The sequence below is a fragment of the Streptomyces similanensis genome (assembly GCF_039543625.1).
In the GTDB taxonomy this organism is placed as follows: Bacteria; Actinomycetota; Actinomycetes; order Streptomycetales; family Streptomycetaceae; genus Streptomyces; species Streptomyces similanensis.
This window is the reverse complement of record NZ_BAABKC010000021.1, coordinates 1-23348: the sequence shown is the minus strand read 5'-3', so window position 1 is coordinate 23348 and position 23348 is coordinate 1. Positions and strand designations below refer to the sequence as shown.

The window sequence follows — 23348 nt, the reverse complement described above, 5'->3', positions numbered from 1 at the left end:
GGGCCCCGCGCCATCAACCGGCGCGCGGGCCGGGCGGATCCGGGCGGACCGGTGCCGGGGGCGGTCGGTCAGGGGAGGATCGCGTCGACGTAACCGCCGTCGACGCGCAGCGCGCCGCCCGTCGTGGCGGACGCGAAGTCGGAGCTGAGGTACACCACCATGTTGGCGATCTCCTCGGGTTCGATGAGGCGTTGCAGCAGGGACTGCGGGCGGTGCTCCCGCATGAAGAGGCGCTGGGCCTCGTCCCACGGCAGGTCGCGGTCGACGAGCTGGTATACGAAGTCCTCCACGCCCTCGGTGTGGGTGGGTCCGGCGATGACGGAGTTCACCGTGACCCCGGTGCCCGCCGCCTGCTTGGCGAAGCCGCGGCCGACGGCGAGCAGGGCGGTCTTGGACATCCCGTAGTGGATCATCTCGGCGGGCACCACCACCGCCGAGTCGCTGGCGATGTACTGAATCCGGCCCCAGCCCCGCTCGGCCATCCGCGGCAGGAAGGCGCGGGTGAGGCGTACGGCGGCCAGCACGTTCACCTCGAAGTAGCGGCGCCACTCCTCGTCGGTGATCTCCAGCGGGTCCTTGGCCCCGAAGATGCCGAGGTTGTTGACGAGGATGTCCACCTCCGGCAGGAACTCCCCGACCGCGGCGGCGCCGTCGTCCGCGGCCACGTCGGCGGGGACGGCGACGAACTCGCCGTCCGGCGCCTCGCTGCGGAAGCGCTCGATCGCCTCGTCCACCCGGCGCCGGTCGCGTCCGTTGACCCCCACCCGCGCACCGGCCCGGGCCAGTCCCGTCGCGATCGCGGCGCCGATGCCCTGGGTGGAGCCCGTGACGAGAGCCGTCCGTCCGGTGAGGTCGATACGCATGCCTTGTCCCTTCGCGGTGTGCGGTGTTCGCGGTGTACGGATGTGCGGGTCTTCACGCTGTGCGGGTGTGCGCGGTGTGTGGGTGCGCCGGCCGGGATGACCGGTGCGGCCTTCCGGTTTCCCCGGCCGCGGTCCGGCTCCCCTCCTGCTTTCGTGACCGCCATCATCGTCCGGTCACGGGACGAGCGGAGCGAGGCGCGCGGGGGCGGCGGTGCGGGGCGCGGCCGGGGCTGTCCGGCCGCAGGGTGGCCCCGCTGATCGGGACTGGCCGGTGCCCGTAGCAGAGAGATAGGTTGGGCGGATGTCCGCCGTGCCGGTGATTCTGCTGCTGTCGGGGAGCCTGCGCGCCGGGTCCACGAACGAGACCGTGCTGCGCACGGCGCGGGACGTGGCGTCGGCCGCGCGGGTGCGCGCCGTCCTGTACGACGGCCTGGCGGGACTGCCGCACTTCAACCCCGACGACGACACCGAGCCGTTGCCGCCCGCCGTGGCCGGACTGCGCGCGGCGATCGACGCGGCGGCGGGGATCCTCGTGTGCACGCCGGAGTACGCGGGCACGCTGCCGGGCGCGTTCAAGAACCTGCTCGACTGGACGGTCGGCGGGACCGAGATCTGCGACAAGCCCGTCGCCTGGGTCAACGCGGCGGCCCCGGGCCGGGGCCGGGGCGCGGAGGCCACGCTGCGGACCGTCCTGGGCTACACCGGCGCCCACATCGTGGAGCCGGCCTGCGTGGCGATCCCGGTGGACAGAGGGGCGATCGACGCGGACGGCCTCCTCACCGACCCGGAGGCCCGCCGCCGACTCGGCTCGGTGCTGGGCCTGTTGGCCGCTTCCGGCAGCGGACGGCCGTAGGGCCGCGTCCGGCGGATTCTCCTCGCCGCCGCCCGGCCACCGACGAGGACGGCGTCCTGGGTGAGGGCCGGCGGCCCCGGGGAACGTCTCCTACCGCGAGCTCCAGCGACCGCCCACGGACACGACGGGTTGCGGCGCGGGCTGCTCGGTCGGTCCGCGCGGGAGGGCGCCGCCGCCGGCGGGCGCCGGTGTGCCGGCGCCCGATGTGTCGGCATCAGGTGTGCCGGCGTCCGGCGTCCGGGCGGTAATTCCCTCGCGCCGCGGCCGCGACGGAGCGAGACTCGGTTCCATGACTGACATGGGGGCGTTCCGGGACGCGGTCACCGTCTGGGCGGCGGGCGGCCCCGCCGCCCCCGCGCACGAGCTGGCGGTGCGGCTCGCGGTCCGGGTGGCCGTACTGCTCGAAGGGCCGAGCGACGTCGCGGCGGTCGACGCGCTGGCCGAGCGACGCGGCCGGGACCTGGCGGCCGAGGGGGTCTGCGTCCTGCCGATCGGCGGCGCGATGAGCGTCGGGCGCTACGCCCCGCTCCTCGGCCCGTCCGGCCTCGGCCTGCGCCTCACCGGGCTGTGCGACGAGGCGGAACGCCCCTACTACACGCGCGGCTTCGAGCGGGCCGGTGCGGCGCCGCACGGCTTCTCCGTCTGCGCGGCGGACCTGGAGGACGAACTCATCCGCGCGCTGGGCATGCCCCGGGTGACGGAACTCGTACGGGGCGAAGGCGACTTGCGGGCCCTGGAGACGTTCCTGCGCCAGCCCGCGCAGCAAGGCCGCCCCCCGCAGCGGCAGTTCCGGCGGTTCCTCGGGACGAAGAAGGGCCGCAAGATCCACTACGGCCGTGTCCTCGTCCAGGCCCTCGACCCCGACCGCGTCCCGGCCCCGCTCGACGACCTGCTCGCCGTTCTCTGATCCGACTCCCCGGCCGACCCCCGCCGGACCCGCGACCGCCACGCCCCGCGCGCCACCAGCCGCTGTCGCCCCGCGCGCCACCAGCCGCTGTAGCCCCACGCGCCACCACCCGGCACGCCGCCCCGCGCGCCCCGCCGCCGTGCCCGCCGCGCCACGACCCACCGCCGTCGTACGCCGCCGCGCCCCGCCTCTCCCCTTCCGCGTCCCGCCGCACCACCCCCTCCGCGCCCCGCCGCACCTCTCCGGGACCGTCCACACCCGCGCACCAGCATGTTTACCTTCGCAATGCTTGCCTTTGCCAAGGTTTTGCGCCGAGAGGCCCGATTTGGACGCCCGAGGCAATCAACCGCCTTTATGGTTGCTACAAGCAACGATTACGGAGGTGTGATGGCCGAGCAGGCGCAGTACGAAGAACTGGCGCGTCAGCTCAGTGCCGTCGGGGCCGTGAAACGGGACATGGCGCGAATCCTGCCGCCCGACTGCCCGGCCGGCTCCGCCGCCGTGCTGACCCTGCTCGGCCGCCACGGCGACATGCGCATGAGCAAGCTCGCCGAGCTGCTCGCCGTGGACATGTCGGTGACCAGCCGGCACGTCGCGCACGTCGCCGCCCGCGGCTGGATCGAACGGCTGCCGGACCCGGCGGACAAGCGCTCGCGCCTCCTGCGCCTGACGCCCGCCGGTCTGCACCAGATCGACGAGCTGTCCCGTCGCACCACGCACCTGCTGACCGAGCGGCTGAGCCACTGGACCGACGACGAGGTCGGCCAGCTCATCCGGCTGATGGGCCGGCTGCGCGACGACTTCGGCGACTGCCGGTCCGCCCCGGTGCGGCTCCTCGCCCCCCTGGCCGAGCAGTCCGTGCCCGTGGCTCCGTAGACGCCGAGACCACCCGTACACCCGCAAGCACGTAAGCAAAGGAAGTCCATGGCAACGACCACACCAGCCGGTGTGCGGGCCCACGCGCGGCGAGGGGGCGACGCCCACTCCCCGGACGACGCCCCGATGACGCACCGTCAGATCATGGAGGCGCTGTCCGGGCTGCTGCTCGGGCTGTTCGCCGCCATCCTGTCCTCGACGATCGTCACCAACGCCCTGCCGACGATCATCAAGGACCTGGGCGGCGGCCAGTCGGCGTACACCTGGGTCGTCACCGCGGCGCTGCTCGCCATGACGGCCTCGGTGCCGCTGTGGGGCAAGCTCTCGGACCTGCTCAGCAAGAAGGCGCTCGTCCAGATAGCCCTGGTGATCTACGTCGCGGGCTCGGTCATAGCGGGCCTGGCGCAGAACCCGGCCATGCTGATCACCGCGCGCGTCGTGCAGGGCCTGGGCGCGGGCGGTCTGTCCGCGCTGGTGCAGGTCATCATGGCCGCGATGATCGCGCCCCGGGAGCGCGGCCGCTACTCCGGCTACACCGGCGCCACGTTCGCCGTCGCCACCGTCGGCGGCCCGCTGCTCGGCGGTGTCATCACCGACACCTCGTGGCTGGGCTGGCGCTACTGCCTGTTCGTCGGCATCCCCTTCGCCCTGATCGCCCTGCTGGTGCTCCAGAAGACGCTGCACCTGCCGGTCGCCAAGCGCCAGGTCAAGGTCGACTGGGGCGGCGCCTTCCTGATCACCGCCGCGGCCTCCCTGCTGCTGCTCTGGGTCACCTTCGCGAACGACAAGTACGACTGGGTGTCGTGGCAGACGTTCACGATGGTGGGCGGCGTGATCGTGCTGGCGCTGCTGTTCGTGTTCGTGGAGACCCGGGCGAGCGCGCCGATCATCCCGCTGCGCCTGTTCCGCAACCGCACCATCGCGCTGGCGTCGCTCGCCTCGCTCTTCGTCGGTGTCGGCATGTACTCGGGCACCGTGTTCTTCTCGCAGTACTTCCAGCTGGCCCGCGACAAGTCCCCGACGATGTCCGGCGTCATGACGATCCCGATGATCGGCGGCCTGTTCGTCGCCTCCATGGTCTCCGGCCAGATCATCACCCGCACCGGCCGCTGGAAGGCCTGGCTGGTGGCCGGCGGCGCGTGCCTGACCGCGGGCCTCGGCCTGCTCGGCACGATGCGCTACGACACCCCGTACTGGCACCTGTCGATCTACATGGCGCTGCTCGGCGTCGGCGTCGGCATGACGATGCAGAACCTGGTGCTCTCCACCCAGAACCAGGTCGCCCCGCAGGATCTCGGCGCGGCGTCCTCGACGGTCAGCTTCTTCCGTACCCTCGGCGGCGCGGTCGGCGTCGGTGTGCTCGGCTCGGTGATGTCCACCCGCATCAGCCACCACGCCAAGGACACCCTCATGTCTCTGAGCCCGCACGCGCGGGCCGCCGCCGCCAAGGCGATGAGCGCCGACGGCGCGCTGCCCGACATGGACGCGCTGCCCCGCGCGGTGCGCACCTGGCTGGAGGGCGCCTACGGCCACGGCATCGCCGACGCCTTCCTCTACGCCGCGCCCTGCGCGTTCATCGCCTTCCTCGTCGTGCTGTTCATCAAGGAGGTTCCGTTGCGTACCACCGGTGCGCTGGCCCAGGCGGCCCAGCAGCAGACCCCCGCCGCCGCTCCGGCAGTCGCCGGGGCAGACGTCCCGGCGGCGGAGGCCGCCGTGGCCGACACGTTCACCCCGGCCGCGCAGCGGGTGCCCAGCTGGGCCGGCGCGGACTCCGGCGCCGAGGCGGGTCCGGAGGGCACCCAGCGGCTGTCCGCGGTGGCCACCCTCGCTCCTGAGGGAGCGGGTTCCGGTGCGGGCGGCGGGATTGCGGTGCGCGGGTTCGTGCGGGGTGCGGAGAGTGCTCCGGTGGCGCGGGCGGCGGTGACGCTGATCTCGCTGGCGGGCCGTCAGCTGGGCCGTTCGGCCGCGCGGGCCGACGGCGCCTACACGATCGACGCGCCGGGCGCGGGCTCGTACGTGCTGATCGCCTCCGCGGACGGGTTCCAGCCGCAGGCCTCCACCGTCGTGGTCAACGACGAGCCGGTCGCCTTCGACATCCTGCTCAGCGGCACCAGCGGCCTCACCGGCACGGTCCGCTCCGCCGACAGCGGACTGCCGGTCAAGGACGCCATGGTGATCGTCACCGACGTACGCGGCGACCTGCTCGCCACCGGGACCACCGGGGAGGACGGCGCGTTCTCCTTCACGGAGCTGGTGCCGGGCGCGGTCACCGTCGCGGTCAACGCCGCCGGCCACCGCCCCCGCGCCCTGCCCGTCGAGATCGGCGGTACCGGCGTCACCCGCGTCGGGATCGACCTGGACGCCGGCGCGCAGCTCCAGGGCGTGGTGCGGGCCCCGCACGGCCCCCTGGCCGACGCCCGCGTCACCCTGGTCGACGCGGCGGGCAACGTGGTCGCCACCGCCACCACCGGCACCGACGGCGCCTACGCCTTCAGCGACCTCGGCAGCGGCGACTACACCGTCATCGCCACCGGCTACCCCCCGGCCGCCACCGCCCTGACCGTCACCGGCCACGGCGTCGACGGCCACGACATCCACCTCGCCCACCCCGGCGAGTAACCCACAGCCGGCCCGCGGCCGGGGCGCGTCCGCGAAACGACGCGCCTTGGCCGCGGGCCGGCCACTTCACGACATCACGACCGAGTCACGCCGCACCGCCGCAGAGCGGTGCCGCGGGGCTCCGCAGGGAGAGAGAAACGGGATGGGACTGACCGCGAGGATCCGCACCCGGGACGGATGGGCCGTGTCGCACGCGGTCGTCACGGTGACCGACATGACCGGCGCCCAGGTACTGCGCGCCGAGGCCGACCACGAGGGCGCCGTCCGCGACACCACCCACCTGGCGCCCGGCGCCCACACCGTCATCGTCACCGCCGTCGGCTACCAGCCCACCGCCGCCAGCGCCCTCGTCACCGCCAGCGGCCGCGCCGAGATCGGCACCCTCACCCTGGCCCGCCAGGGCGGCAGCGAACTGCCCCCGCCCGGCCCCTGGACCGTCGACCCCGCCCACTCCTCCGTCGCCGCCGTCGCCCAGCACCTCGGCATCTCCAGCGTCCACGGCCGCTTCACCGACTTCACCGCCACCCTCGACATCGCCCCCGACGACATCACCAAGTCCCGCGTCGAAGCCGTCATCCACGCCGCCTCCATCGACACCGGCAACACCCTGCGCGACCAGCACCTCACCTCCCCCGACTTCCTCGACACCCAACACCACCCCCACATCACCTACCGCTCCACCCACCTCACCGCCGACGGCCCCGACCACTGGACCGTCCACGGCGAACTCACCATGCACGGCATCGCCCGACCCGTCGACCTCCGCCTCGCCTACCTCGGCACCGGCGCCGACCCCTGGGGCGGCACCCGCGCCGCCTTCCGCGCCACCACCGAACTGCGCCGCGAGGACTTCGCCATGAACTACAACCAGATCCTCCAGGCAGGCATCGCCGCCATCGGCACCACCCTCAGAATCGAACTCGACATCCAGGCCGTCCAGGGAGACACCCTCCCCACCGCCTGAGCGAGCGGGGGCGACGCGTCCCGCGTACGGGCCCGGCCTCCCCGGCTCCGGCGCGGGCGTGGGCTAACCTCACCGGGCACCTGTCCGTCGCCGCCGTACGCACGAGGGAGCAGCGCCCATGCCCGAGGCCGAGCCCGCCGGCGCGGGCGCGGACGGCACGGACACGTTTCCGGCCGTCTGCGCCCACACCCACCTGTTCCCCGGCGCCCGCTGCCGGGTCCAGGGCCTGTCGGACCCGGGCGCCTTCGCGGCCGACCCGTCGCCCCTCGACGTGGACCTGCGCTTCTCCGACGGCGTGCTCACCGCGGCGCAGCTGCGCACCGGGACCCCGGCGGGCGCGGTGCTGGTCGTCCCCGCGTACACCACCGCCGCCGGCACGTCGGTCGACGGCCGCACCTGGCGGGTCCGGGAGCTCCTCCGGGCGGGTGACGAGGTCGAGATCGCCGTCGCCGGTCTCCTCTCGCCGTGACCGCGGCGGCTTCACTCAGGCCAGGGCCGCCAGGAGCTCGCGTTCCCTGTCCTGGGTGAGGCCCGCGCGGCGGGGCCGGTGCAGGCCCTCCTCGCGTTCCCAGCGCAGGGTGTCGGTGAGGAGTCCGGTGCGGGAGCGGTGGCGCAGGCCCGCCCGGACGGCGGCGGAGCCGTCGCGCGCCGCCCAGCCCTCCGAGCCCGGTTCGACCAGCCACAGGGGCAGGGAGCCGGGGCCCATGTACTGGACCACTCCGTGCGCCGTCAGCAGCTCGGACGGCACCGTGACGACCGGCCCGGTGTGTCCGCCGACCAGGCGCGACAGCTCGACCCAGTCGGCGAAGGGCATCGTGGGGCCCAGCGCGTTGTGGACGCCGGTGGTTCCGCGTTCCGCGGAGTCCAGGAGCCAGGCCGCCAGGTCGCGTACGTCGATCACCTGCGTCGGGGCGTCGGGGGTGTCGGGGACGAGGAGCGGCGCCTCGGGGTCCCGGGCGGCGCGGGTCACCCAGTAGCCGGAGCGGCCGGTGTGGTCGCCGGGGCCGCCGATGAGCCCGGCGCGGGCGATCAGGTGGCGGTCGGGGAGGGCCGTACGGGTGAGGGTCTCGCAGGCGGACTTGGCCTCGCCGTACAGCTCCTGTCCGGCCTCCTCCCGGTCCGTGGCCGGCAGCAGGGCGGCGGACTCGTCCGCGCCGGGCTCGCCGTGCGAGCCGTAGGCGCTGACCGAGGAGACGTGGCTCCAGTGCCGTGCCCGCGCGCCCAGCTCCGTGAGCGCCCGCCGTACGAAGCCGGGCTGCCAGGACACCTCGACCACCGCGTCCCAGTCCTGGCGGGGCAGGGACGCGTACGCGTCGGGGTCGCGGCGGTCCGCGGTCACCAGGTGCGCGCCGCGCGCCACCGCTCCGTTGCCGCCGCGGGCCAGACAGGTCACGCGGTGGCCGCGCTCGACGGCCTGCCGGGACACCTCGCGTCCCAGCCAGGCCGTACCGCCGAGGACCAGAATCTCCATGTTCTCCATGCCCGAAGCCAACCAGTGCGGCGCGCTCGCTCCAAGGGGCTTCTGCCAGGGGCAGAGCGGGGTCCGCGGCGGGGCGCGGTGTCAGCAGGGCACGCGGAACGTGTTGCCGGCGCGGGTGAGTTGGGCGGCCTCGGTGCGGGAGGCGACGGCGCCGTCGCGGCCGAGGGCGCGGGGCGCCGCCGTGGCGGTCTCGCCGAGACGGGCCGAGGGGGCGGCGGAGTTGGCGGCCGTCACCCGGTCGCGTTCGGCGGGGGTGAGCCGCGGGTGCGCCCGGACGAACGCCACGAAGCTCTCGAAGTCGCGGGTGTGGCGGACCGGTGCGGTGAAGCCGGCGAACGCGGTGAACCCGTCGGCGCCCAGCAGGGTGTACGCGGTCGCGGCCAGCCGGTAGCGGCGGTCCGGGTCCAGGGGCCGGCCGTCGACGAGGACGTCGGCCGGATCGACGCGGTCGCCGACCGGGCCGGTGGCGTCGAAGGCGTAGCGGACGTTGGCGGACACGGCGAGCGGCGCGAAGCGCAGGGTGCCGTCGGCCGCCGTGGTCCACTGCTGTTCGAGGGCGTCGTGCAGTTGCCTGCCGTCGACCGTGACGGTGAGGATCGGGTCGCCGTAGCCGATGGCGTTCCATGCCTGGCCGAAGGTGACGGCGCCCCCGGACGCGCTGTCGAAGGCGAGGTCGTGGTTGATGACGCTCTGGCCGACCTGCGGCGCGGCGACGATCAGGGCGAGTTCGGCGGGGGTGTTGGGCTGGTCGTTGCCGTCGTTCATCGGGCCGAGCGGCTGCCGCCCGGCCCACAGGGCCCAGTCCGCCGCCAGGTCGCCCATGGTGCTTTCGCCGCTGTTGTCACGGGCGCGGGTGAAGGAGGCGGTCTGGCTGCCGAGGGGGGTGCGGGCGCGCTCGGCGGCGTATCCCGTCCAGTAGTCGGCGACTTCCTTGAGTTCCGGGTCGGGGGTGACGTCGCGGGTGTTGGGGTGGTTGGTGGAGGTGGTCAGGGCGCGGACGACCTTGCCGGTGCGCGGGTCGAGGCGCAGGCTGATCTCGTTGATCACCTGGCCGTGGCAGCCGGCCTCGACGAACGGGCGGGGCACGCCGTCGGGGTCGGGGACCATCATGTTGAAGCGGCAGTGCCAGTGGCCGGTGACGATGGCGTCGATGTCCGGGGAGACCTGGCGGGCCAGGTCGTAGGCGGGGCCCGAGGGGTTGCTGCCGGAGTCGAAGTCGCTGCCGGCGACCGCGCCGTCGTGCATGCTCAGCACGATCGCGTGGACGCCGCGGGCCTTCAGTTCGGCGGCGGCGCGGTTGGCGGTGGCCACCTCGTCCAGGGAGGACAGGGCGGGCTGGTAGGAGGTGGAGCCGGTGTCGGTGCCCACGGCGGTCAGGTGGATGAACCCGATCGGCAGTCTGCGGCCGTGCCCGGCGTCCACCCACTCGATGTTGTACGGCGGCAGCACGGTGCGGCCGGTGCGCGACCACACCATGTTGGCGCTGTAGTAGCGGAAGTCGGCGCCCCGGAAGCGGTGTCCGGTGGAGTCGGGGAAGGCGTCGTCCCGGCCGGCGCGCGGGAAGGGCACGCCGTCCTCCATGTGCGCGGTCAGGAACTGCGGGGACTTGTCGAACTCGTGGTTGCCCGCGGTCGCGAAGTCCAGGCCGAGCCGGTTGAGCGCCTCGATCGTCGGCTCGTCGGCGAGGCTCTCGGCGGCGAACTCCCAGCCGGAGAAGAGGTCTCCGGGTGCGAAGAAGAGGGAGTTGCGGCGTCCGTCGCGCAGTCGCTCCAGGTGCGTCGCCAGGTAGGCGACCCCGCCGACGCTGTACGTTCTGCCGCCGGCGCCGGTGATGACGGCGGTGCCGCCGGGCGCCGCCTGCAAGTAGCCGTGCAGATCGGTGATGTTGAGCAGTTGTACGTCCACCAGGTCGTCGGCGGTGGCCGCGTCCCGTGCGTCGTCCGTGGCGTGGGCGGGGGTGCCGACCGCCGCCGTGGTGACGGCGGCCCCGGCCGCGGTGAGGAAGGTGCGTCGTCCGAACTCTCGCGCCATCAGGCCCTCCTGGGTCGTCGCAACGGCCCAGGAGTCAAGCACGGGCGCGGGGCGCGGCGACAGAGTCGAGGCGGACCGGGGGTGAATTTCGGCGATCGTTCACGGGCCGTCCGCCTGGCGGCGGGAGTGCCGTTCGGCCGGTGGCGGAAAACTGATGCCGCCCTGCTCCCCCCGAACCATCCCAGGACGGAATCCGTGACTGCATCGATCGCCCGCCGCCGGCGCCGTGGTCTCGCCCTCTTCCTCGTCGCGGGGCCGCTGCTGGCCGCCGGCGCGCTCACCGTGCCGGCTCACGCGGCCCCGGCCGACGACATCCGCGTCAACGAGGTGGTGACCACCGGGGACGTCAACGACTCGATCGAGCTGTACAACAAGGGCGCCGCCGCGGTCGACGTCTCGGGCTGGATCCTCAAGGACGACGACAACGGCTCCCGGTACGCGATCCCCTCCGGCACCACGCTCGCGCCCGGCGCCTTCCGCGCCTTCGACGTCCACGCGCAGTTCGGTCTCGGCTCCAGCGACCAGGCCCGGCTGTTCCTGGCGGACGGCAAGACCCTGGTCGACAGCTTCTCCTGGACCAAGCACTCCGCCCCGTCCTGGTCGCGCTGCCCCGACGGCACCGGCGCCTTCAAGGCGGCCGCGCTCACCCTGGGCGGCCCCAACGACTGCGGCGGCAGCGGCGGCGGGACGACCGCTCCGGTGGCCTGGCCGGGCAGCGCCACGGTCACCACCGCGGACGGCGCCGACGTCTTCGGCGAGGACCTCAGCGGCCTCTACCAGGAGGGCGGCGTGCTGTGGGGCGCCCAGAACAGCGGGAAGCTGTGGCGCCTGGTGCGGGACGGCTCCGGCGGCTGGAAGCCCGACACGTCCGGCGGCTGGTCGGCCGGCAAGACCCTGCGCTACCCCGGCGGTTCCGGCAGCCCCGACGACGAGGGCGTGACCCTCACCGGCTCCGGCTCGGCCGCCGGAGTGTTCGTGGCCACCGAGCGCGACGGCGCCGCCTCCGGCACCAGCCGGCTGTCCGTGCTCAAGTACGACGTGAGCGGGACCGGTTCGACGCTGACCGCCGCCAAGGAGTGGAACCTCACCGCCGACCTCCCCCCGGTCGGCTCCAACCTGGGTCTTGAGGGCGTCACTTGGGTGCCGGACACCTATCTGACCGGGGCCGGCTTCAAGGACGCCTCGACCGGTGCGGCGTACGACCCGTCCCGCTACGGCGCGCACGGCGCCGGGGTGTTCTTCGTCGGCGTCGAGGGCACCGGCATGGTCTACGGCTACGTCCTCCAGGACTCCGGCGCCTTCACCCGCGTCGCCTCCGTCAGCAGCGGCATGAGCGGCGTGATGGAACTCCAGTGGGAGCCGCAGGCGTCGCGGCTGTGGGTCGTCTGCGACGACACCTGCCACGGCGAGCACCGCACCCTGCGGGTGGACGCCACCGGCGCCTTCGCCACCACCGCGGTCTACGACCGTCCCAGCGGCATGCCCGACTACAACAATGAGGGCTTCGCCCTGGCCGGCGCCGACGAGTGCGTGGCCGGCGCCAAGCCCGTCTACTGGGCCGACGACGCCGACGACGGCGGCCACGCGCTGCGCCGGGGCAGCATCACCTGCTGAGGCACGGCGGAGGCGGCAGCGGTGCGGGCGCCGCCGCCTCCGGTACGGCGCGGAACGCCTCGATCACATAGGCGGCGAAGCGGCGGGAGGCCGCGGGCCGGGCGGCCTGCGGCACGTCCTGAAGTCCCCGGTGCGCCATGAGCATCAGGACCAGGTCGTCGACGACGAAGCCGGGGCGCAGACGGCCGGTCCGCTGGGCGCGGCGGGCCAGTTCGGCCACCGCGCGCAGGGCCGGTTCCCGGTCGGCGGCGAAGTCCATGGCCTCGGGGTGGGCGGTCATGAAGGCGTCGGCGAACCCCCGGCTGAGCGCGTGGAGTTCGCAGACGCGCTCGATCAGGCTCCGGAACCCGTGCCACGGGTCGGGCTCGGCGAGGGCGTCGTGGACGATGCTCCGGCACACGCGCCGCTGGTCGGCGTAGGCCGCCGCGATCAGGTCCCCTTTGGCCGGGAAGTGCCGGTAGAGCGTGGCGGGACCGACGTCCGCGCGCCGGGCGACCTCCCGCACGGGCGCGCCAAGGCCCGCCTCGCCGAACACCGCGCGGGCGGCGGCCAGGATGCGGGCCCGGTTGTCGCGGGCGTCGGAGCGCGCGGGGTGAGGCAAATGGCCGGTCATCGTCTCTCATTTTAACCAACCGGGCGGGTGCGCCGACTACGGTCCGACAGCGATGGTGGCCGACCGACCGGAGGAGCGGGGATGCGAGCCGTGGTGATCAGGACGTTCGGGGACGCCGACGGACTGGAGGTGGTCGAGGTGCCCGCACCCGTCCCCGGGCCCGGGCAGGTGGGCATCGCCGTGGCGGCGATCGGGGTGGGCGGGGTGGACGCCGTGATCCGCCGGGGGCAGTTGGCCGCGTACGGCTTCCGGGAGGGGCATCTGCTGGGCAGCGAGGTGGCGGGGACGGTGACCTCGGTGGGCGCGGGGGTGGACGCTTCGTGGACGGGGCGGCGGGTGTGGGCGTTCACCGGTCTGTCCGGCGGGTACGCCGAGCGGGCCGTCGCCGCGGTCGAGGACGTCCTCGCGCTGCCCGAGGGGCTGACGTGCGCCGACGCGGTGACGCTCGGCGGCTCGGGCCCGGTCGCTCATTTCGCCCTGGAGCGTGCCCGTTTCGCGCCGGGTGAGTCGGTGCTGGTGCGCGGTGCGGCGGGCAGCATCGGCGTCACGGCGGTGCAGCTCGCGGCCCGGGGCGGTGCGGGCGCGGTGGTGGTCACCACCGCGTCGGCCGAACGGGGCGACCGGCTGCGGGACCTGGGCGCGACGCACGTCCTGGACCGCTCCGGTGGGGGCGGCGGCCCGGACGCGCCGTCGGGTTTCGACGTGGTGATCGACGTCGTCGGCGGTCCCCGGCTGCCGTATTTCCTGGACCGGTTGAACGCCAACGGGCGGTTCGTGGCCGTCGGCGTGGTGGGCGGGCAGCCGCCGGCCGACTTCGGCACGCGGCTGCTGGCCGCCTTCCGGAAGTCGCTGTCGTTCGCCACGTTCAGCTCGGACAGTGTGCCAGGGCCCGAGCGGCGGGCCGTGCGGTCGGCCCAGTTCGCAGAGGCGGCGCGCGGCGTCCTGCGCACGGTCGTGCACGAGGTGCTGCCGCTCGGCGAGGCGGTGTCGGCCCACCGGAGGATGGACACGGGCGAGGTGTTCGGCAGGATCGTGCTGACGCCCTGAGCCGGCGGCCTCCCCGAAGACGCTCATGCGCCGCACTCCGACGCACTCCGTCTCACTCCGTGTCGGTCTCGCGCAGCCCGACCGCGTCATGGCGCCAGAACGGCTCGGAATAGACCAGTGTTCCCGTCATCCAGGGCTGGTGGTCCGGGAGGGCGAGGACCTGGAAGGCGCCGTCGGGGATGCGCAGGGACGGCTTGCGGAAGCCGAGGCCGCCGCCGGGGACGAAGCCGTGACGCGCGTAGTAGCCGGGGTCGCCCTCCAGGAAGATCAGGGGGACGCCCCGCTCGGCGAGGGCCGCCGCTCCGCGCCGGACCAGGGCCGTGCCGACACCGCGCCGCTGGAAGGCGGGCAGCACGGCGAGCGGGCTGAGCACCTGCACCTCGACCAGCCGCCGGGGGGCGTCGAGCAGACTGCGGGTGAACATGATGTGCCCGGCGATCCGCCCGTCCTCCTCGGCCACCAGGGAGAGCCCGTCGTCGGGTGTGACGGTGTTCCGCAGGGTGTCGACCAGGTCGGCCACGACGAGGCCGTGATCGCCGAACGCCCGCAGGTGGACGTCCCGTACGGCCCGCCGGTCGGCCGGCAATTCTTCGCGCAGTTCCATGCCCGGAGGGTAGGAACCCGGACCGGAGGCGCGCATCCCGTTTTCGGCGCGCTCCCGGCCCTGCCGGCCGGTCAAGCGTCGGAGACAAGGGATTCAGAGGCTTAAGCAAAGCCTAAAGGAAAGTCGGTTCAACGTCTTGACCGAGGCATGGCGGGCGGGCATGGTGCGGGAGAGCGCTCTCCCGCACCTCGCGCTCCGGGTCCGCACCGCCCGCGGCGCGCACCCGGCGAACGGCTCCCTCCGGGTCGGACCCAGCCCGCCCCGCACCCCGCCCGGAGGGGCCGCACCCGCACCGAGCCGACTCTCCAGGAGCATCCGTGTTCAGATCCCCCGCCACCGCCGCCTCTCCCCCACGCCGGGCCGCCGTCCCCCTGCTGGCGCTCGGCGCCCTGCTCGCCTCGTCGCTCACCGTCGCCGTCGCGCCGGGCGCGCACGCGGCCGACGCCCTCCTGTCCCAGGGCAAGGCCGCCACCGCCTCCTCCCAGGAAGGGGACGGCTACGCGGCCGGCCTGGCGGTGGACGGCAACCTGACCGGGACCCGGTGGGCCAGCCAGTGGAGCGACCAGCAGTGGATCCAGGTCGACCTGGGGCAGCAGTCCACCCTCAGCCGCGTCGTCCTGACCTGGGAGTCGGCCTACGGCAAGAACTACGAGATCCAGGCCTCCGACAACGGCGCCGACTGGCACACCCTGAAGACGGTGACCGGCGGCGACGGCGGCACCGACGACCTCGCCCTCTCCGGGACCGGCCGTTACGTGCGGATGCAGGGCCTGGCCCGCTCCGGCGGATACGGCTACTCGCTGTGGGAGTTCCAGGTCTACGGCACGCCCGGCGGCGGCACCACCCCGCCGCCCTCCTCGGGCGGCGCGGTCAAGGTCGAGGGCAGCCAGGGCAACTGGCGTCTGACGGCGGGCGGCCAGCCCTACACCGTCAAGGGAGTGACGTGGGGCCCGGCGGTCTCCGACGGCCCCAAGTACCTGCCGGACGTGAAGGCGATGGGCGCCAACACCATCCGCACCTGGGGCACCGACGCGTCCAGCAAGACGCTCCTGGACGCGGCTGCGGCCAACGGCATCCGCGTCATCAACGGCTTCTGGCTCCAGCCCGGCGGCGGTCCGGGCGCGGGCGGCTGCGTCGACTACGTCACCGACACGACGTACAAGAACAACTCGCTGACCGAGTTCGCCAAGTGGGTGGAGGCGTACAAGAGCCACCCGGCGACGCTGATGTGGAACGTCGGCAACGAATCGGTGCTCGGCCTCCAGAACTGCTACAGCGGCAGCCATCTGGAGGCGGAGCGCAACGCGTACACCAGCTTCGTCAACGACGTCGCCAAGAAGATCCACAGCATCGACCCGGACCACCCGGTCACCTCCACCGACGCGTGGACCGGCGCCTGGCCGTACTACAAGCGCAACGCGCCCGACCTGGACCTGTACGCGATGAACTCGTACAGCAACGTGTGCAAGGTCCGCCAGGACTGGATCGACGGCGGCTACACCAAGCCGTACATCATCACCGAGACCGGCCCGGCCGGCGAATGGGAGGTGCCGAACGACGCCAACGGCATCCCGGACGAGCCGACCGACGTGCAGAAGGCGGACGGCTACACCAAGGCGTGGAACTGCGTGACGGCCCATCAGGGCGTCGCCCTGGGCGCCACGTTGTTCCACTACGGCACCGAGCACGACTTCGGCGGCGTCTGGTTCAACCTGGTGCCCGACGGGCTGAAGCGGCTGTCGTACTACGCCGTGAAGAAGGCGTACACCGGCTCGACGGCGGGCGACAACACGCCTCCGGTGATCAGCAACATGGCCGTCGACCCGGCCTCCAGCGCCCCGGCCGGCGGCGAGTTCACCGTGCGCGCCGACGTCCGCGACCCCGACGGCGACCCGATCACGTACAAGGTGTTCCTCAGCGGCAACTACGCCAGCGGCGACAAGGGACTCGTCGCGGCGAAGTGGCGGCAGACCGGGAACGGGACGTTCGCCGTCACCGCCCCGCAGAAGCTCGGCGTGTGGAAGGTGTACCTCCAGGCCGAGGACGGGCACGGCAACGCCGGCATCGAGACCAAGTCCGTCAAGGTGGTCGCCCCGCCGGTGAGCGGCACCAACCTGGCGCTGAACCGGCCGGCCACCGCCTCCTCCTCCCAGCAGTCCTACGGCGACTGCCCCTGCACCCCGCAGCTGGCCGTCGACGGCAACACCGCCACCCGCTGGGCCAGCGACTGGAGCGACCCGCAGTGGTTCCAGGTCGACCTGGGCGCGTCCAAGCCGCTGCGCAAGCTCCAGCTGGTCTGGGACCCCGCCTACGGCAAGTCCTACGAGGTGCAGGTGTCCGACGACGGCAGCACCTGGCGCTCGGTGTACTCCACCGCCTCCGGCGACGGCGACGTGGACACCCTCGACGTCTCGGCCACCGGCCGCTACGTGCGCCTGAACCTCACGGCCCGCGGCACGAGCTGGGGCTACTCCCTCCACGAGCTGGGAGTCTACAGCTGACCGCTGTGCCCCGCACGAGCGCACCACCCGCGCACACGTGTGCGCGGTCCCTCTTCCCACCCCACGGGCAGGAGAACCCCATGAGATCGAGTCCGCGAAAGCGCCTCCCCGCACTCCTCCTCGGCACCGCCCTCCTCGCGAGCGTCCTGGGCGTCGGCACCATCGCCTCCGCCGCCACCGACACCGGCGGTGACACACCCGCGGCGGCGAGCGCCGTCCACACCGGGCACACGATGGCCGTGTCCACCCAGGCGTCCGGCGACGACCCGGACGGCGACGGCTACATCCCGGCCGTGCCGCAGGTCACCGGTGTGACCCCGTCCACGGCCACCCCGCCGGCCCGCTACTTCCACGAGTTCCAGGCCAACTGCTCGGTCACGCACACCGCCCCGGACGACCCGATCGTCTTCCCGGGCCAGCCCGGCAAGTCCCACGACCACACGTTCATGGGCAACACCTCGACCAACGCGTACAGCACCACCGCCTCCCTCGACGGCGGCGCCACCACCTGCAAGGCGCCCGCCGACGCCTCCGCGTACTGGATGCCCTCGCTGTTCAAGGGCGACCAGAAGATCCTGCCCGTCGGACCGCAGACCATCTACTACAAGGCCGGCGTCACCGACTACACCAGCGTGCGTCCCTTCCCCAAGGGGCTGCGGTTCGTGGTGGGCAACCCGATGCAGAGCGCCGACGAGTTCCGCCACCTCAAGGGCTTCGTCGAGGGCTGGGAGTGCGGCGACAGCTACTTCAACGTCGACATACCGGCGAGCTGTCCCAACCGGGCCGACGTGCAGCTCAACATCCGTTTCCAGGCGCCCAGCTGCTGGGACGGCAAGTACCTCGACACACCGGACCACCAGAGCCACATGGCCTATCCGGTCGTCAAGCCGGGCACCAACGACAACATGTGCCCGGCCGACCACCCGGTGGCGCTGCCGATGATCGAGTTCAAGATGGCGTTCCCGGTCAACGGCGACATGTCCCAGGTGCGCCTGGCCAGCGGCCGCGGCTACTCCTTCCACTACGACTTCTTCAACGGCTGGGAGGACCGCACGCTCAAGGCCATGGTCGACCACTGCATCGTGGGCGGCCTCCAGTGCGACGCCCGCGGGTACGACCAGACGCACCCGGAGGCGGGCGCGGCCCTCAACGCGGACTACCGGCTGCCCTGACCGCCGGCCCGTTCCGCCCGGCCCGGCCCGCCCCGCGCGCCCGCGCCGGGCGGGCCGGGCCCTCGGCCGTCTCCCGCCGCGGGAGACGGCCTTCACCGGCACACCATGGGGTGGGGATGAACGACGACATCAACGACGGCTTCGAGGACAGCGCCGGACCCGGCACGGGAGAGGGCGCCGGACCCGGCATCGAGGACGGCCTGCTCGACCGGCTGATCGACAAACTGAGCCCGGAGCAGAAGACACGGCTGCTCACCGGCGCCACGACCTGGCGCACCGCGGCGGAGCCGGACATCGGGCTGCGGCAGCTGGTCCTGTCCGACGGGCCGGCCGGGGTGCGCGGGGAGAGCTGGGACGAACGGCGCACCTCCGCGCTGCTGCCCTCCGCCTCCGCCCTCGGCGCGCTGTGGGACGAGGAGCTGCTGGAGCGGCTGGGCGGGCTGCTGGCCACCGAGGCCGTCCGCAAGGGCGTGGACGTCGTCCTCGCGCCCACCCTCAACCTGCACCGCAGCCCGCTGGGCGGCCGGCACTTCGAGTGCTTCTCGGAGGACCCGGAACTGACCGGCCGCACCGGCGCTGCCCTGATCCGGGGCGTGCAGGCGCACGGGGTCGCGGCCACGGCCAAGCACTTCGTCGCCAACGACTCGGAGACCGACCGGCTCTCCGTCGACGTCCGGGTCGCCGAACGGGTGCTGCGCGAGGTGTACCTGGCGCCGTTCGAGGCCGCCGTCGAGGCCGGGGTGTGGCTCGTCATGGCCGCCTACAACAGCGTCAACGGCGCCACCATGACCGCCAGCGACCTGCTCGGCGACGTCCTCAAGGGCGAGTGGGGCTTCGACGGGGCCGCGGTCTCCGACTGGGCCGCCGTGCGCAGCACGGAGGAGCCGGCCCGCGCCGCGCTCGACCTCGCGATGCCCGGCCCGCACAGCCCGTGGGCCGAGTCGCTGGCCGAGGCGGTGGCCGACGGGCGGGTGCCGCGGGAGGCCGTGGACGACAAGGTACGGCGGCTGCTCCGGCTCGCCGACCGGGTGGGCGCGCTCGATCCGGGCGCGCCCCGCCGCGGCCCGGCGGTCTCCGCGCGCGGTGCCCGCGCCCTGCTGCGCCGTGCCGTCGCGGCCGGCTCCGTGCTGGTGCGCAACGCGGAGGGCGTACTGCCGCTGGACCCGGCCGCGTTGTCGACCGTCGCCGTGCTCGGGGCGCACGCGGCGACGCCCCGCGTCCAGGGCGGCGGCAGCGCCGGCGTCCATCCCTCGGGCGTGGTCAGCCCGCTCGACGGCATCCGCACCCGGCTGCGCGGCCGGGCCCGGGTGCTGCACCGGCCCGGCCCGTCGCTCGGCCTGCCGCCGGCTCCCGTGGACGCCGACCGGTGCACGGATCCCCGGTCGGGCGCGCCCGGGGTACTGGTACGGCTGCTGGACGAGCACGGCCGCGAACTGCACGCCGAACACCGTTTGTCGGGACGCCAGTTGGAGCCGACGCTCGTGCCGGGAGCGCACACGGTGGAGATCAGCGCGCTGCTGCGGCCCCGGAGCGCCGGTGAATGGGCCTTCGGCGTCGGCGGGTTCGGGCGCATGTCGCTCCGCGTCGACGAACAGGTGCTGCTGGACGACGATTTCCCGTGCCGTACCGACGATCCGGCGGTGGTGCACGTCACCCCGCCCGTGCACACCGTCCGGGCCGTCCTCGCGGCGCGGCGGCCCGTGCTCCTGACGGCCCGGCGCGAACTCGCGGCCGGTACCGGCCGGGCCACCGTCCTGGCCGCCGCGCCGCCCGAGGAGGATCCCGGGGCGGCCCTCGCCGCCGCGGTCGACGCCGCCCGGCGGGCGGACGCCGCGGTGGTGTTCGTCGGCACCACCGAGCACAGTGAGACCGAGGGGCAGGACCGCACCGGTCTGTCCCTCGGCGGCGGGCAGGACGCACTCGTGCGCGCGGTGGCCGCGGCCAATCCGCGCACGGTCGTGGTCGTCAACAGCGGCGGCCCCGTCGAACTTCCCTGGCGCGAGGAGGTGGGCGCCGTGCTGCTGACCTGGTTCCCGGGCCAGGAGGCGGGCGGCGGCGTCGCCGACGTCCTCTTCGGCCGGGCGGAGCCCGGTGGCCGGCTGCCCACCACCTGGGCGGCCGCGCTGGCGGACGCCCCCGTCACCGACACCCGCCCGTCCGCCGACGGCGTCCTGGAGTACACCGAGGGCCTGCACATCGGCTACCGGGCCTGGCTGCAGGCCGGGCGCACACCCGCGTACTGGTTCGGCCACGGCCTCGGCTACACCACCTGGGACTACGAAAGCGTGGCCGCGCCGGCGCGGGTGGCCGCAGGCGCGGCGTTCACCGTCCGGGTCGGGCTGCGCAACACCGGCCGGCGGGCGGGGCGCGAGGTGGTCCAGGTCTATCTGGCCCGCCCCGGTTCGGCCGTGGACCGGCCGGAGCGCTGGTTCGCCGGCTACGCCGCGGTACGCGCCGAGCCGGGCGCGACGGCGACCGCCGAGGTGGTGGTGCCGGCCCGTGCGCTGCGGCACTGGTCGCCGGCGGACGCCGGCTGGCGCACGGAGCCGGGCGCCTACCGGCTCCTGGTCGGGCGCTCGGCGGGCGACGTGCGGTGGGAGGACTCGCTCACGGTCACCGAGGCCGGGTGAGGTGAGCGCGGGGCCGGGCGTTACGGGGGGACGCCCGGCCCCGGCGGGACCGGTGACCGTGGACGCGGAACGCCGGTCCGGTGCCGCCCTCCGGGTGCGGCACGGCCGCGGCCCCGTCCGCCGGGTAGGGTCCGGCGGACGGGGCCGCGGTGCGCGGGCGCGTACGGTCCGTACGAGGTCCGTACGGAATCAGAGCGGGCTCGGAACGGGCTCCGTACGGGAGGGGTCAGGCGGTGGCATCGCCCTGGCGGTGGGCGCGGACGATCTCCGCGTAGCGCCGTCCGCTCGTCTTGACGGTGCGCTTCTGGGTGGCGTAGTCGACGTGGACGAGGCCGAAGCGCTTGTCGTAGCCGTAGGCCCACTCGAAGTTGTCCAGCAGCGACCAGGCGTAGTAGCCGGCCAGCGGGGCGCCCTTGCGGACGGCGCGGGCGCAGGCCGCCAGGTGCTGTTCCAGGTAGCGGGTCCGGCCGGGGTCGTCGACGGCGCCGTCGGGGCCGACGGTGTCGGGGAAGGCGGAGCCGTTCTCGGTGACGTACAGGCGGCGGACGCCGTAGTCGTCGGTGAGCCGCATCAGCAGGCTCTCCAGGCCGTCGGCGTCGACCTGCCAGTCCATGCCGGTGCGCGGCACGTCGGGCAGCCGGACCTCGCGGGCGTACGGGACCGGGCCGGTGGGGTCGTCCTCGACCGTGACCGGGAAGTAGTAGTTCAGTCCGTGCCAGTCCATCGGGGTGGCGATGGTCTCCAAGTCACCCGCCTGTTCGGGCAGTTCGACTCCGTACAGTTCGCGCATGTCGGCGGGGAAGCCGCGGCCGTGGATCGGGTCCAGCCACCAACGGTTGGTGTGACCGTCCATCCGGGCGGCCGCCGCGACGTCCTCCGGGCGCGTGGAGGCGGCCGCGACGGTGGAGTGATTGGTGACCAGGCCGATCCGCGCGGCCGGCACCGCGGCGCGGATCGCCTGGGCGGCCAGGCCGTGGCCGAGCAGCAGGTGGTAGGAGGCGCGGACGGCGGTGGTGAGGTCGGTCAGACCCGGCGCCATCCGGCCCTCCAGGTGGCCGATCCAGGCCGAGCACAGCGGTTCGTTCAGGGTGGCCCACTGGGTGACCCGGTCGCCGAGGCGCTCGGCGACGACCGAGGCGTAGCGGGCGAGGTGTTCGGCGGTGGCGCGTTCGTTCCAGCCGCCGCGGTCCTGGAGGGCCTGCGGGAGGTCCCAGTGGTAGACGGTGACGTTGGGGGTGAGACCGGCCTCCAGCACGCCGTCGATGAGCCGGTCGTAGAAGTCCAGACCCTTGGCGTTGACGGGACCGCCGCCGTCCGGCACCACCCGGGGCCAGGCGAGGGACAGCCGGTAGGCGTCCGTGCCCAGCTCCTTCATCAGGGCCACGTCTTCGGGCCAGCGGTGGTAGTGGTCGCACGCGATGTCGCCGTGGTCGTCGTTGTCGACCTTCCCCGGGGTGTGGGAGAAGGTGTCCCAGATGGACGGCGCGCGGCCGTCCTCGGCGGCGGCCCCTTCGATCTGGTAGGCCGAAGTGGCGGTGCCCCAGGCGAAGTCGGGGGGGAAGGCGGCGAGGTCGATCGGGTCGGACACGGGAGGCCTTTCGAAAGAGGGGGCGGGAGGGGTTACTTGACCGCGCCCGCGGTGAGTCCGGCGACGAGGTAGCGCTGGAGGAGGAGGAAGCCGGCGACGACGGGGACGCTGACGACGAGGGAGGCGGCCATGATCTGGTTCCAGTACACGTCGTTGAGGGTGGAGTAGCCCTGGAGTCCGACGGCGAGGGTGCGGGTGGTGTCGTTGGTCATGACGGAGGCGAACAGCACTTCGCCCCAGGCGGTCATGAAGGCGTAGACGGCGACCGCGACGATGCCGGGGATCGCGGCGGGGACCACGACGCGGAACAGGGCGCCCAGCGGGCCGCAGCCGTCGACCAGGGCCGCTTCGTCCAGGTCCTTGGGGACGGAGTCGAAGTAGCCGATCAGCATCCAGATCGAGAACGGCAGCGTGAAGGTGAGGTAGGTGAGGATCAGTCCGCCGCGGGAGCCGAACAGGGCGATGCCGGTGGTGTTGCCGATGTTGACGTAGAGGAGGAACAGCGGGAGGAGGAAGAGGATGCCGGGGAACATCTGGGTGGACAGGACGGTGACGGTGAAGACGCGTTTGCCGCGGAAGGAGTAGCGGCTGACGGCGTAGGCGGCGAACACCGCGATGACCACGGATCCGGCGGTGGCGGCGCCGGCGACGACGAGGGAGTTGGTGAAGTACCGGGCCAGGGGGATGGTGGACCAGATGTCGATGTAGGGGCGGATGGTCAGGCCGCTGGGCAGCCAGCGGAACTTGCCCGAGACGTCCTGCAAGGGTTTGAGGGAGCTGGAGACCATCACGTAGACGGGCAGGAGGACGAAGGCGGTCAGCAGGGTGAGGAAGACGCGGCGTGACCAGTGGAAGGAGCGGGGCGGGGCCATCGGGGAGCGGGCCGGGCGCCGGGCGGTGACGGTGGTGGGAGCGGTGGTGGTGGGGGTGTCAGGCATCGGCTGTCTTCCTTCCGCGGGAGGTGAGCAGGAGGTAGAGGCCGGTGA

At 73.6% G+C, this 23348-nt stretch carries 18 protein-coding genes; 11 read left to right on the top strand and 7 right to left on the bottom strand.

All coding sequences use genetic code 11. The annotated features are described in order from the left end of the window. Nucleotides 1–68: 68 nt before the first annotated feature. Entirely contained in the window at nt 69–863 is a 795-nt protein-coding gene (locus ABEB07_RS08285; RefSeq protein WP_345667654.1) for an SDR family NAD(P)-dependent oxidoreductase, read from the bottom strand. 301 nt (nt 864–1164) lie between these two features. Between ABEB07_RS08285 and ABEB07_RS08280 the strand changes: the two genes are divergently transcribed. From ABEB07_RS08280 to ABEB07_RS08255, 6 genes are all read left to right on the top strand, one after another. Further along, nucleotides 1165–1716, top strand: a complete 552-nt coding sequence (locus tag ABEB07_RS08280) for an NADPH-dependent FMN reductase (RefSeq protein WP_345667653.1) — start codon at nt 1165–1167, stop codon at nt 1714–1716. 289 nt (nt 1717–2005) lie between these two features. Continuing rightward, nucleotides 2006–2623, top strand: a complete 618-nt coding sequence (locus ABEB07_RS08275) for a TOPRIM nucleotidyl transferase/hydrolase domain-containing protein (protein WP_345667652.1) — start codon at nt 2006–2008, stop codon at nt 2621–2623. 387 nt (nt 2624–3010) lie between these two features. Beyond that, on the top strand, nt 3011–3499 hold the full coding sequence (locus ABEB07_RS08270; protein ID WP_345667651.1) for a MarR family winged helix-turn-helix transcriptional regulator: 489 nt from the start codon (nt 3011–3013) through the stop codon (nt 3497–3499). A 126-nt stretch (nt 3500–3625) separates the two neighbouring features. Then, nucleotides 3626–6118 carry an MFS transporter gene (locus ABEB07_RS08265; RefSeq protein WP_459115375.1) on the top strand — a complete coding sequence of 831 codons (2493 nt, stop codon included), beginning with the start codon at nt 3626–3628 and terminating at the stop codon, nt 6116–6118. Between the two features lie 142 nt (nt 6119–6260). Continuing rightward, nucleotides 6261–7082, top strand: a complete 822-nt coding sequence (locus ABEB07_RS08260; protein ID WP_345667648.1) for a YceI family protein — start codon at nt 6261–6263, stop codon at nt 7080–7082. Between the two features lie 118 nt (nt 7083–7200). Further along, entirely contained in the window at nt 7201–7551 is a 351-nt protein-coding gene (locus tag ABEB07_RS08255; protein WP_345667646.1) for a hypothetical protein, read from the top strand. Between the two features lie 15 nt (nt 7552–7566). Here the strand turns inward: ABEB07_RS08255 and ABEB07_RS08250 are convergent, their stop codons facing one another. Together ABEB07_RS08250 and ABEB07_RS08245 are read right to left on the bottom strand one after the other, a co-directional pair. After that, on the bottom strand, nt 7567–8553 hold the full coding sequence (locus ABEB07_RS08250; protein WP_345667645.1) for an NAD-dependent epimerase/dehydratase family protein: 987 nt from the start codon (nt 8551–8553) through the stop codon (nt 7567–7569). A gap of 90 nt (nt 8554–8643) precedes the next feature. After that, nucleotides 8644–10593 carry a bifunctional metallophosphatase/5'-nucleotidase gene (locus tag ABEB07_RS08245; RefSeq protein ID WP_345667644.1) on the bottom strand — a complete coding sequence of 650 codons (1950 nt, stop codon included), beginning with the start codon at nt 10591–10593 and terminating at the stop codon, nt 8644–8646. A 195-nt stretch (nt 10594–10788) separates the two neighbouring features. Between ABEB07_RS08245 and ABEB07_RS08240 the strand changes: the two genes are divergently transcribed. Next, nucleotides 10789–12207, top strand: coding sequence for a lamin tail domain-containing protein (locus ABEB07_RS08240; protein WP_345667642.1), 1419 nt, complete (start codon nt 10789–10791; stop codon nt 12205–12207). Here the strand turns inward: ABEB07_RS08240 and ABEB07_RS08235 are convergent. Continuing rightward, entirely contained in the window at nt 12197–12820 is a 624-nt protein-coding gene (locus ABEB07_RS08235; protein ID WP_176147059.1) for a TetR/AcrR family transcriptional regulator, read from the bottom strand. The genes ABEB07_RS08240 and ABEB07_RS08235 overlap by 11 nt on opposite strands. 81 nt (nt 12821–12901) lie before the next feature. Between ABEB07_RS08235 and ABEB07_RS08230 the strand changes: the two genes are divergently transcribed. Then, on the top strand, nt 12902–13867 hold the full coding sequence (locus ABEB07_RS08230) for a zinc-binding dehydrogenase (RefSeq protein ID WP_345667641.1): 966 nt from the start codon (nt 12902–12904) through the stop codon (nt 13865–13867). A 52-nt stretch (nt 13868–13919) separates the two neighbouring features. On the opposite strand, the gene ABEB07_RS08225 is transcribed toward ABEB07_RS08230, so the two are convergent. Further along, the gene (locus tag ABEB07_RS08225) at nt 13920–14471 is read right to left on the bottom strand and encodes a GNAT family N-acetyltransferase (protein WP_345667640.1); all 552 of its coding nucleotides are present in this window, start codon (nt 14469–14471) and stop codon (nt 13920–13922) included. A 317-nt stretch (nt 14472–14788) separates the two neighbouring features. Between ABEB07_RS08225 and ABEB07_RS08220 the strand changes: the two genes are divergently transcribed. The 3 genes from ABEB07_RS08220 (at nt 14789) to ABEB07_RS08210 (ending at nt 20774) form a co-directional block, all read left to right on the top strand. Next, nucleotides 14789–16972 carry a discoidin domain-containing protein gene (locus ABEB07_RS08220; RefSeq protein ID WP_345667639.1) on the top strand — a complete coding sequence of 728 codons (2184 nt, stop codon included), beginning with the start codon at nt 14789–14791 and terminating at the stop codon, nt 16970–16972. Nucleotides 16973–17052: 80 nt separating this feature from the next. After that, nucleotides 17053–18144, top strand: a complete 1092-nt coding sequence (locus tag ABEB07_RS08215; protein WP_164584832.1) for a DUF1996 domain-containing protein — start codon at nt 17053–17055, stop codon at nt 18142–18144. Between the two features lie 116 nt (nt 18145–18260). Continuing rightward, a complete protein-coding gene (locus ABEB07_RS08210; RefSeq protein ID WP_345667638.1) occupies nt 18261–20774 on the top strand; it encodes a beta-glucosidase in 2514 nt (837 codons plus the stop codon). Between the two features lie 226 nt (nt 20775–21000). Here ABEB07_RS08210 and ABEB07_RS08205 read toward each other — a convergent pair whose 3' ends face one another. Both ABEB07_RS08205 and ABEB07_RS08200 read right to left on the bottom strand, forming a co-directional pair. After that, nucleotides 21001–22362, bottom strand: a complete 1362-nt coding sequence (locus ABEB07_RS08205; RefSeq protein ID WP_345667637.1) for a GH1 family beta-glucosidase — start codon at nt 22360–22362, stop codon at nt 21001–21003. Nucleotides 22363–22394: 32 nt separating this feature from the next. Then, nucleotides 22395–23300 (bottom strand): carbohydrate ABC transporter permease, encoded by a 906-nt coding sequence (locus ABEB07_RS08200; RefSeq protein ID WP_345667636.1) that lies wholly within the window; start codon nt 23298–23300, stop codon nt 22395–22397. Between the last annotated feature and the right edge of the window lie 48 nt (nt 23301–23348).

Bases quoted from the DNA above. Each gene is read 5' to 3' on its own strand.
- ABEB07_RS08285 (WP_345667654.1), bottom strand. From the start codon at position 863: ATGCGTATCGACCTCACCGGACGGACGGCTCTCGTCACGGGCTCCACC.
- ABEB07_RS08280 (WP_345667653.1), top strand. From the start codon at position 1,165: ATGTCCGCCGTGCCGGTGATTCTGCTGCTGTCGGGGAGCCTGCGCGCC.
- ABEB07_RS08275 (WP_345667652.1), top strand. From the start codon at position 2,006: ATGACTGACATGGGGGCGTTCCGGGACGCGGTCACCGTCTGGGCGGCG.
- ABEB07_RS08270 (WP_345667651.1), top strand. From the start codon at position 3,011: ATGGCCGAGCAGGCGCAGTACGAAGAACTGGCGCGTCAGCTCAGTGCC.
- ABEB07_RS08265 (WP_459115375.1), top strand. From the start codon at position 3,626: ATGACGCACCGTCAGATCATGGAGGCGCTGTCCGGGCTGCTGCTCGGG.
- ABEB07_RS08260 (WP_345667648.1), top strand. From the start codon at position 6,261: ATGGGACTGACCGCGAGGATCCGCACCCGGGACGGATGGGCCGTGTCG.
- ABEB07_RS08255 (WP_345667646.1), top strand. From the start codon at position 7,201: ATGCCCGAGGCCGAGCCCGCCGGCGCGGGCGCGGACGGCACGGACACG.
- ABEB07_RS08250 (WP_345667645.1), bottom strand. From the start codon at position 8,553: ATGGAGATTCTGGTCCTCGGCGGTACGGCCTGGCTGGGACGCGAGGTG.
- ABEB07_RS08245 (WP_345667644.1), bottom strand. From the start codon at position 10,593: ATGGCGCGAGAGTTCGGACGACGCACCTTCCTCACCGCGGCCGGGGCC.
- ABEB07_RS08235 (WP_176147059.1), bottom strand. From the start codon at position 12,820: ATGACCGGCCATTTGCCTCACCCCGCGCGCTCCGACGCCCGCGACAAC.
- ABEB07_RS08230 (WP_345667641.1), top strand. From the start codon at position 12,902: ATGCGAGCCGTGGTGATCAGGACGTTCGGGGACGCCGACGGACTGGAG.
- ABEB07_RS08225 (WP_345667640.1), bottom strand. From the start codon at position 14,471: ATGGAACTGCGCGAAGAATTGCCGGCCGACCGGCGGGCCGTACGGGAC.
- ABEB07_RS08215 (WP_164584832.1), top strand. From the start codon at position 17,053: ATGAGATCGAGTCCGCGAAAGCGCCTCCCCGCACTCCTCCTCGGCACC.
- ABEB07_RS08210 (WP_345667638.1), top strand. From the start codon at position 18,261: ATGAACGACGACATCAACGACGGCTTCGAGGACAGCGCCGGACCCGGC.
- ABEB07_RS08200 (WP_345667636.1), bottom strand. From the start codon at position 23,300: ATGCCTGACACCCCCACCACCACCGCTCCCACCACCGTCACCGCCCGG.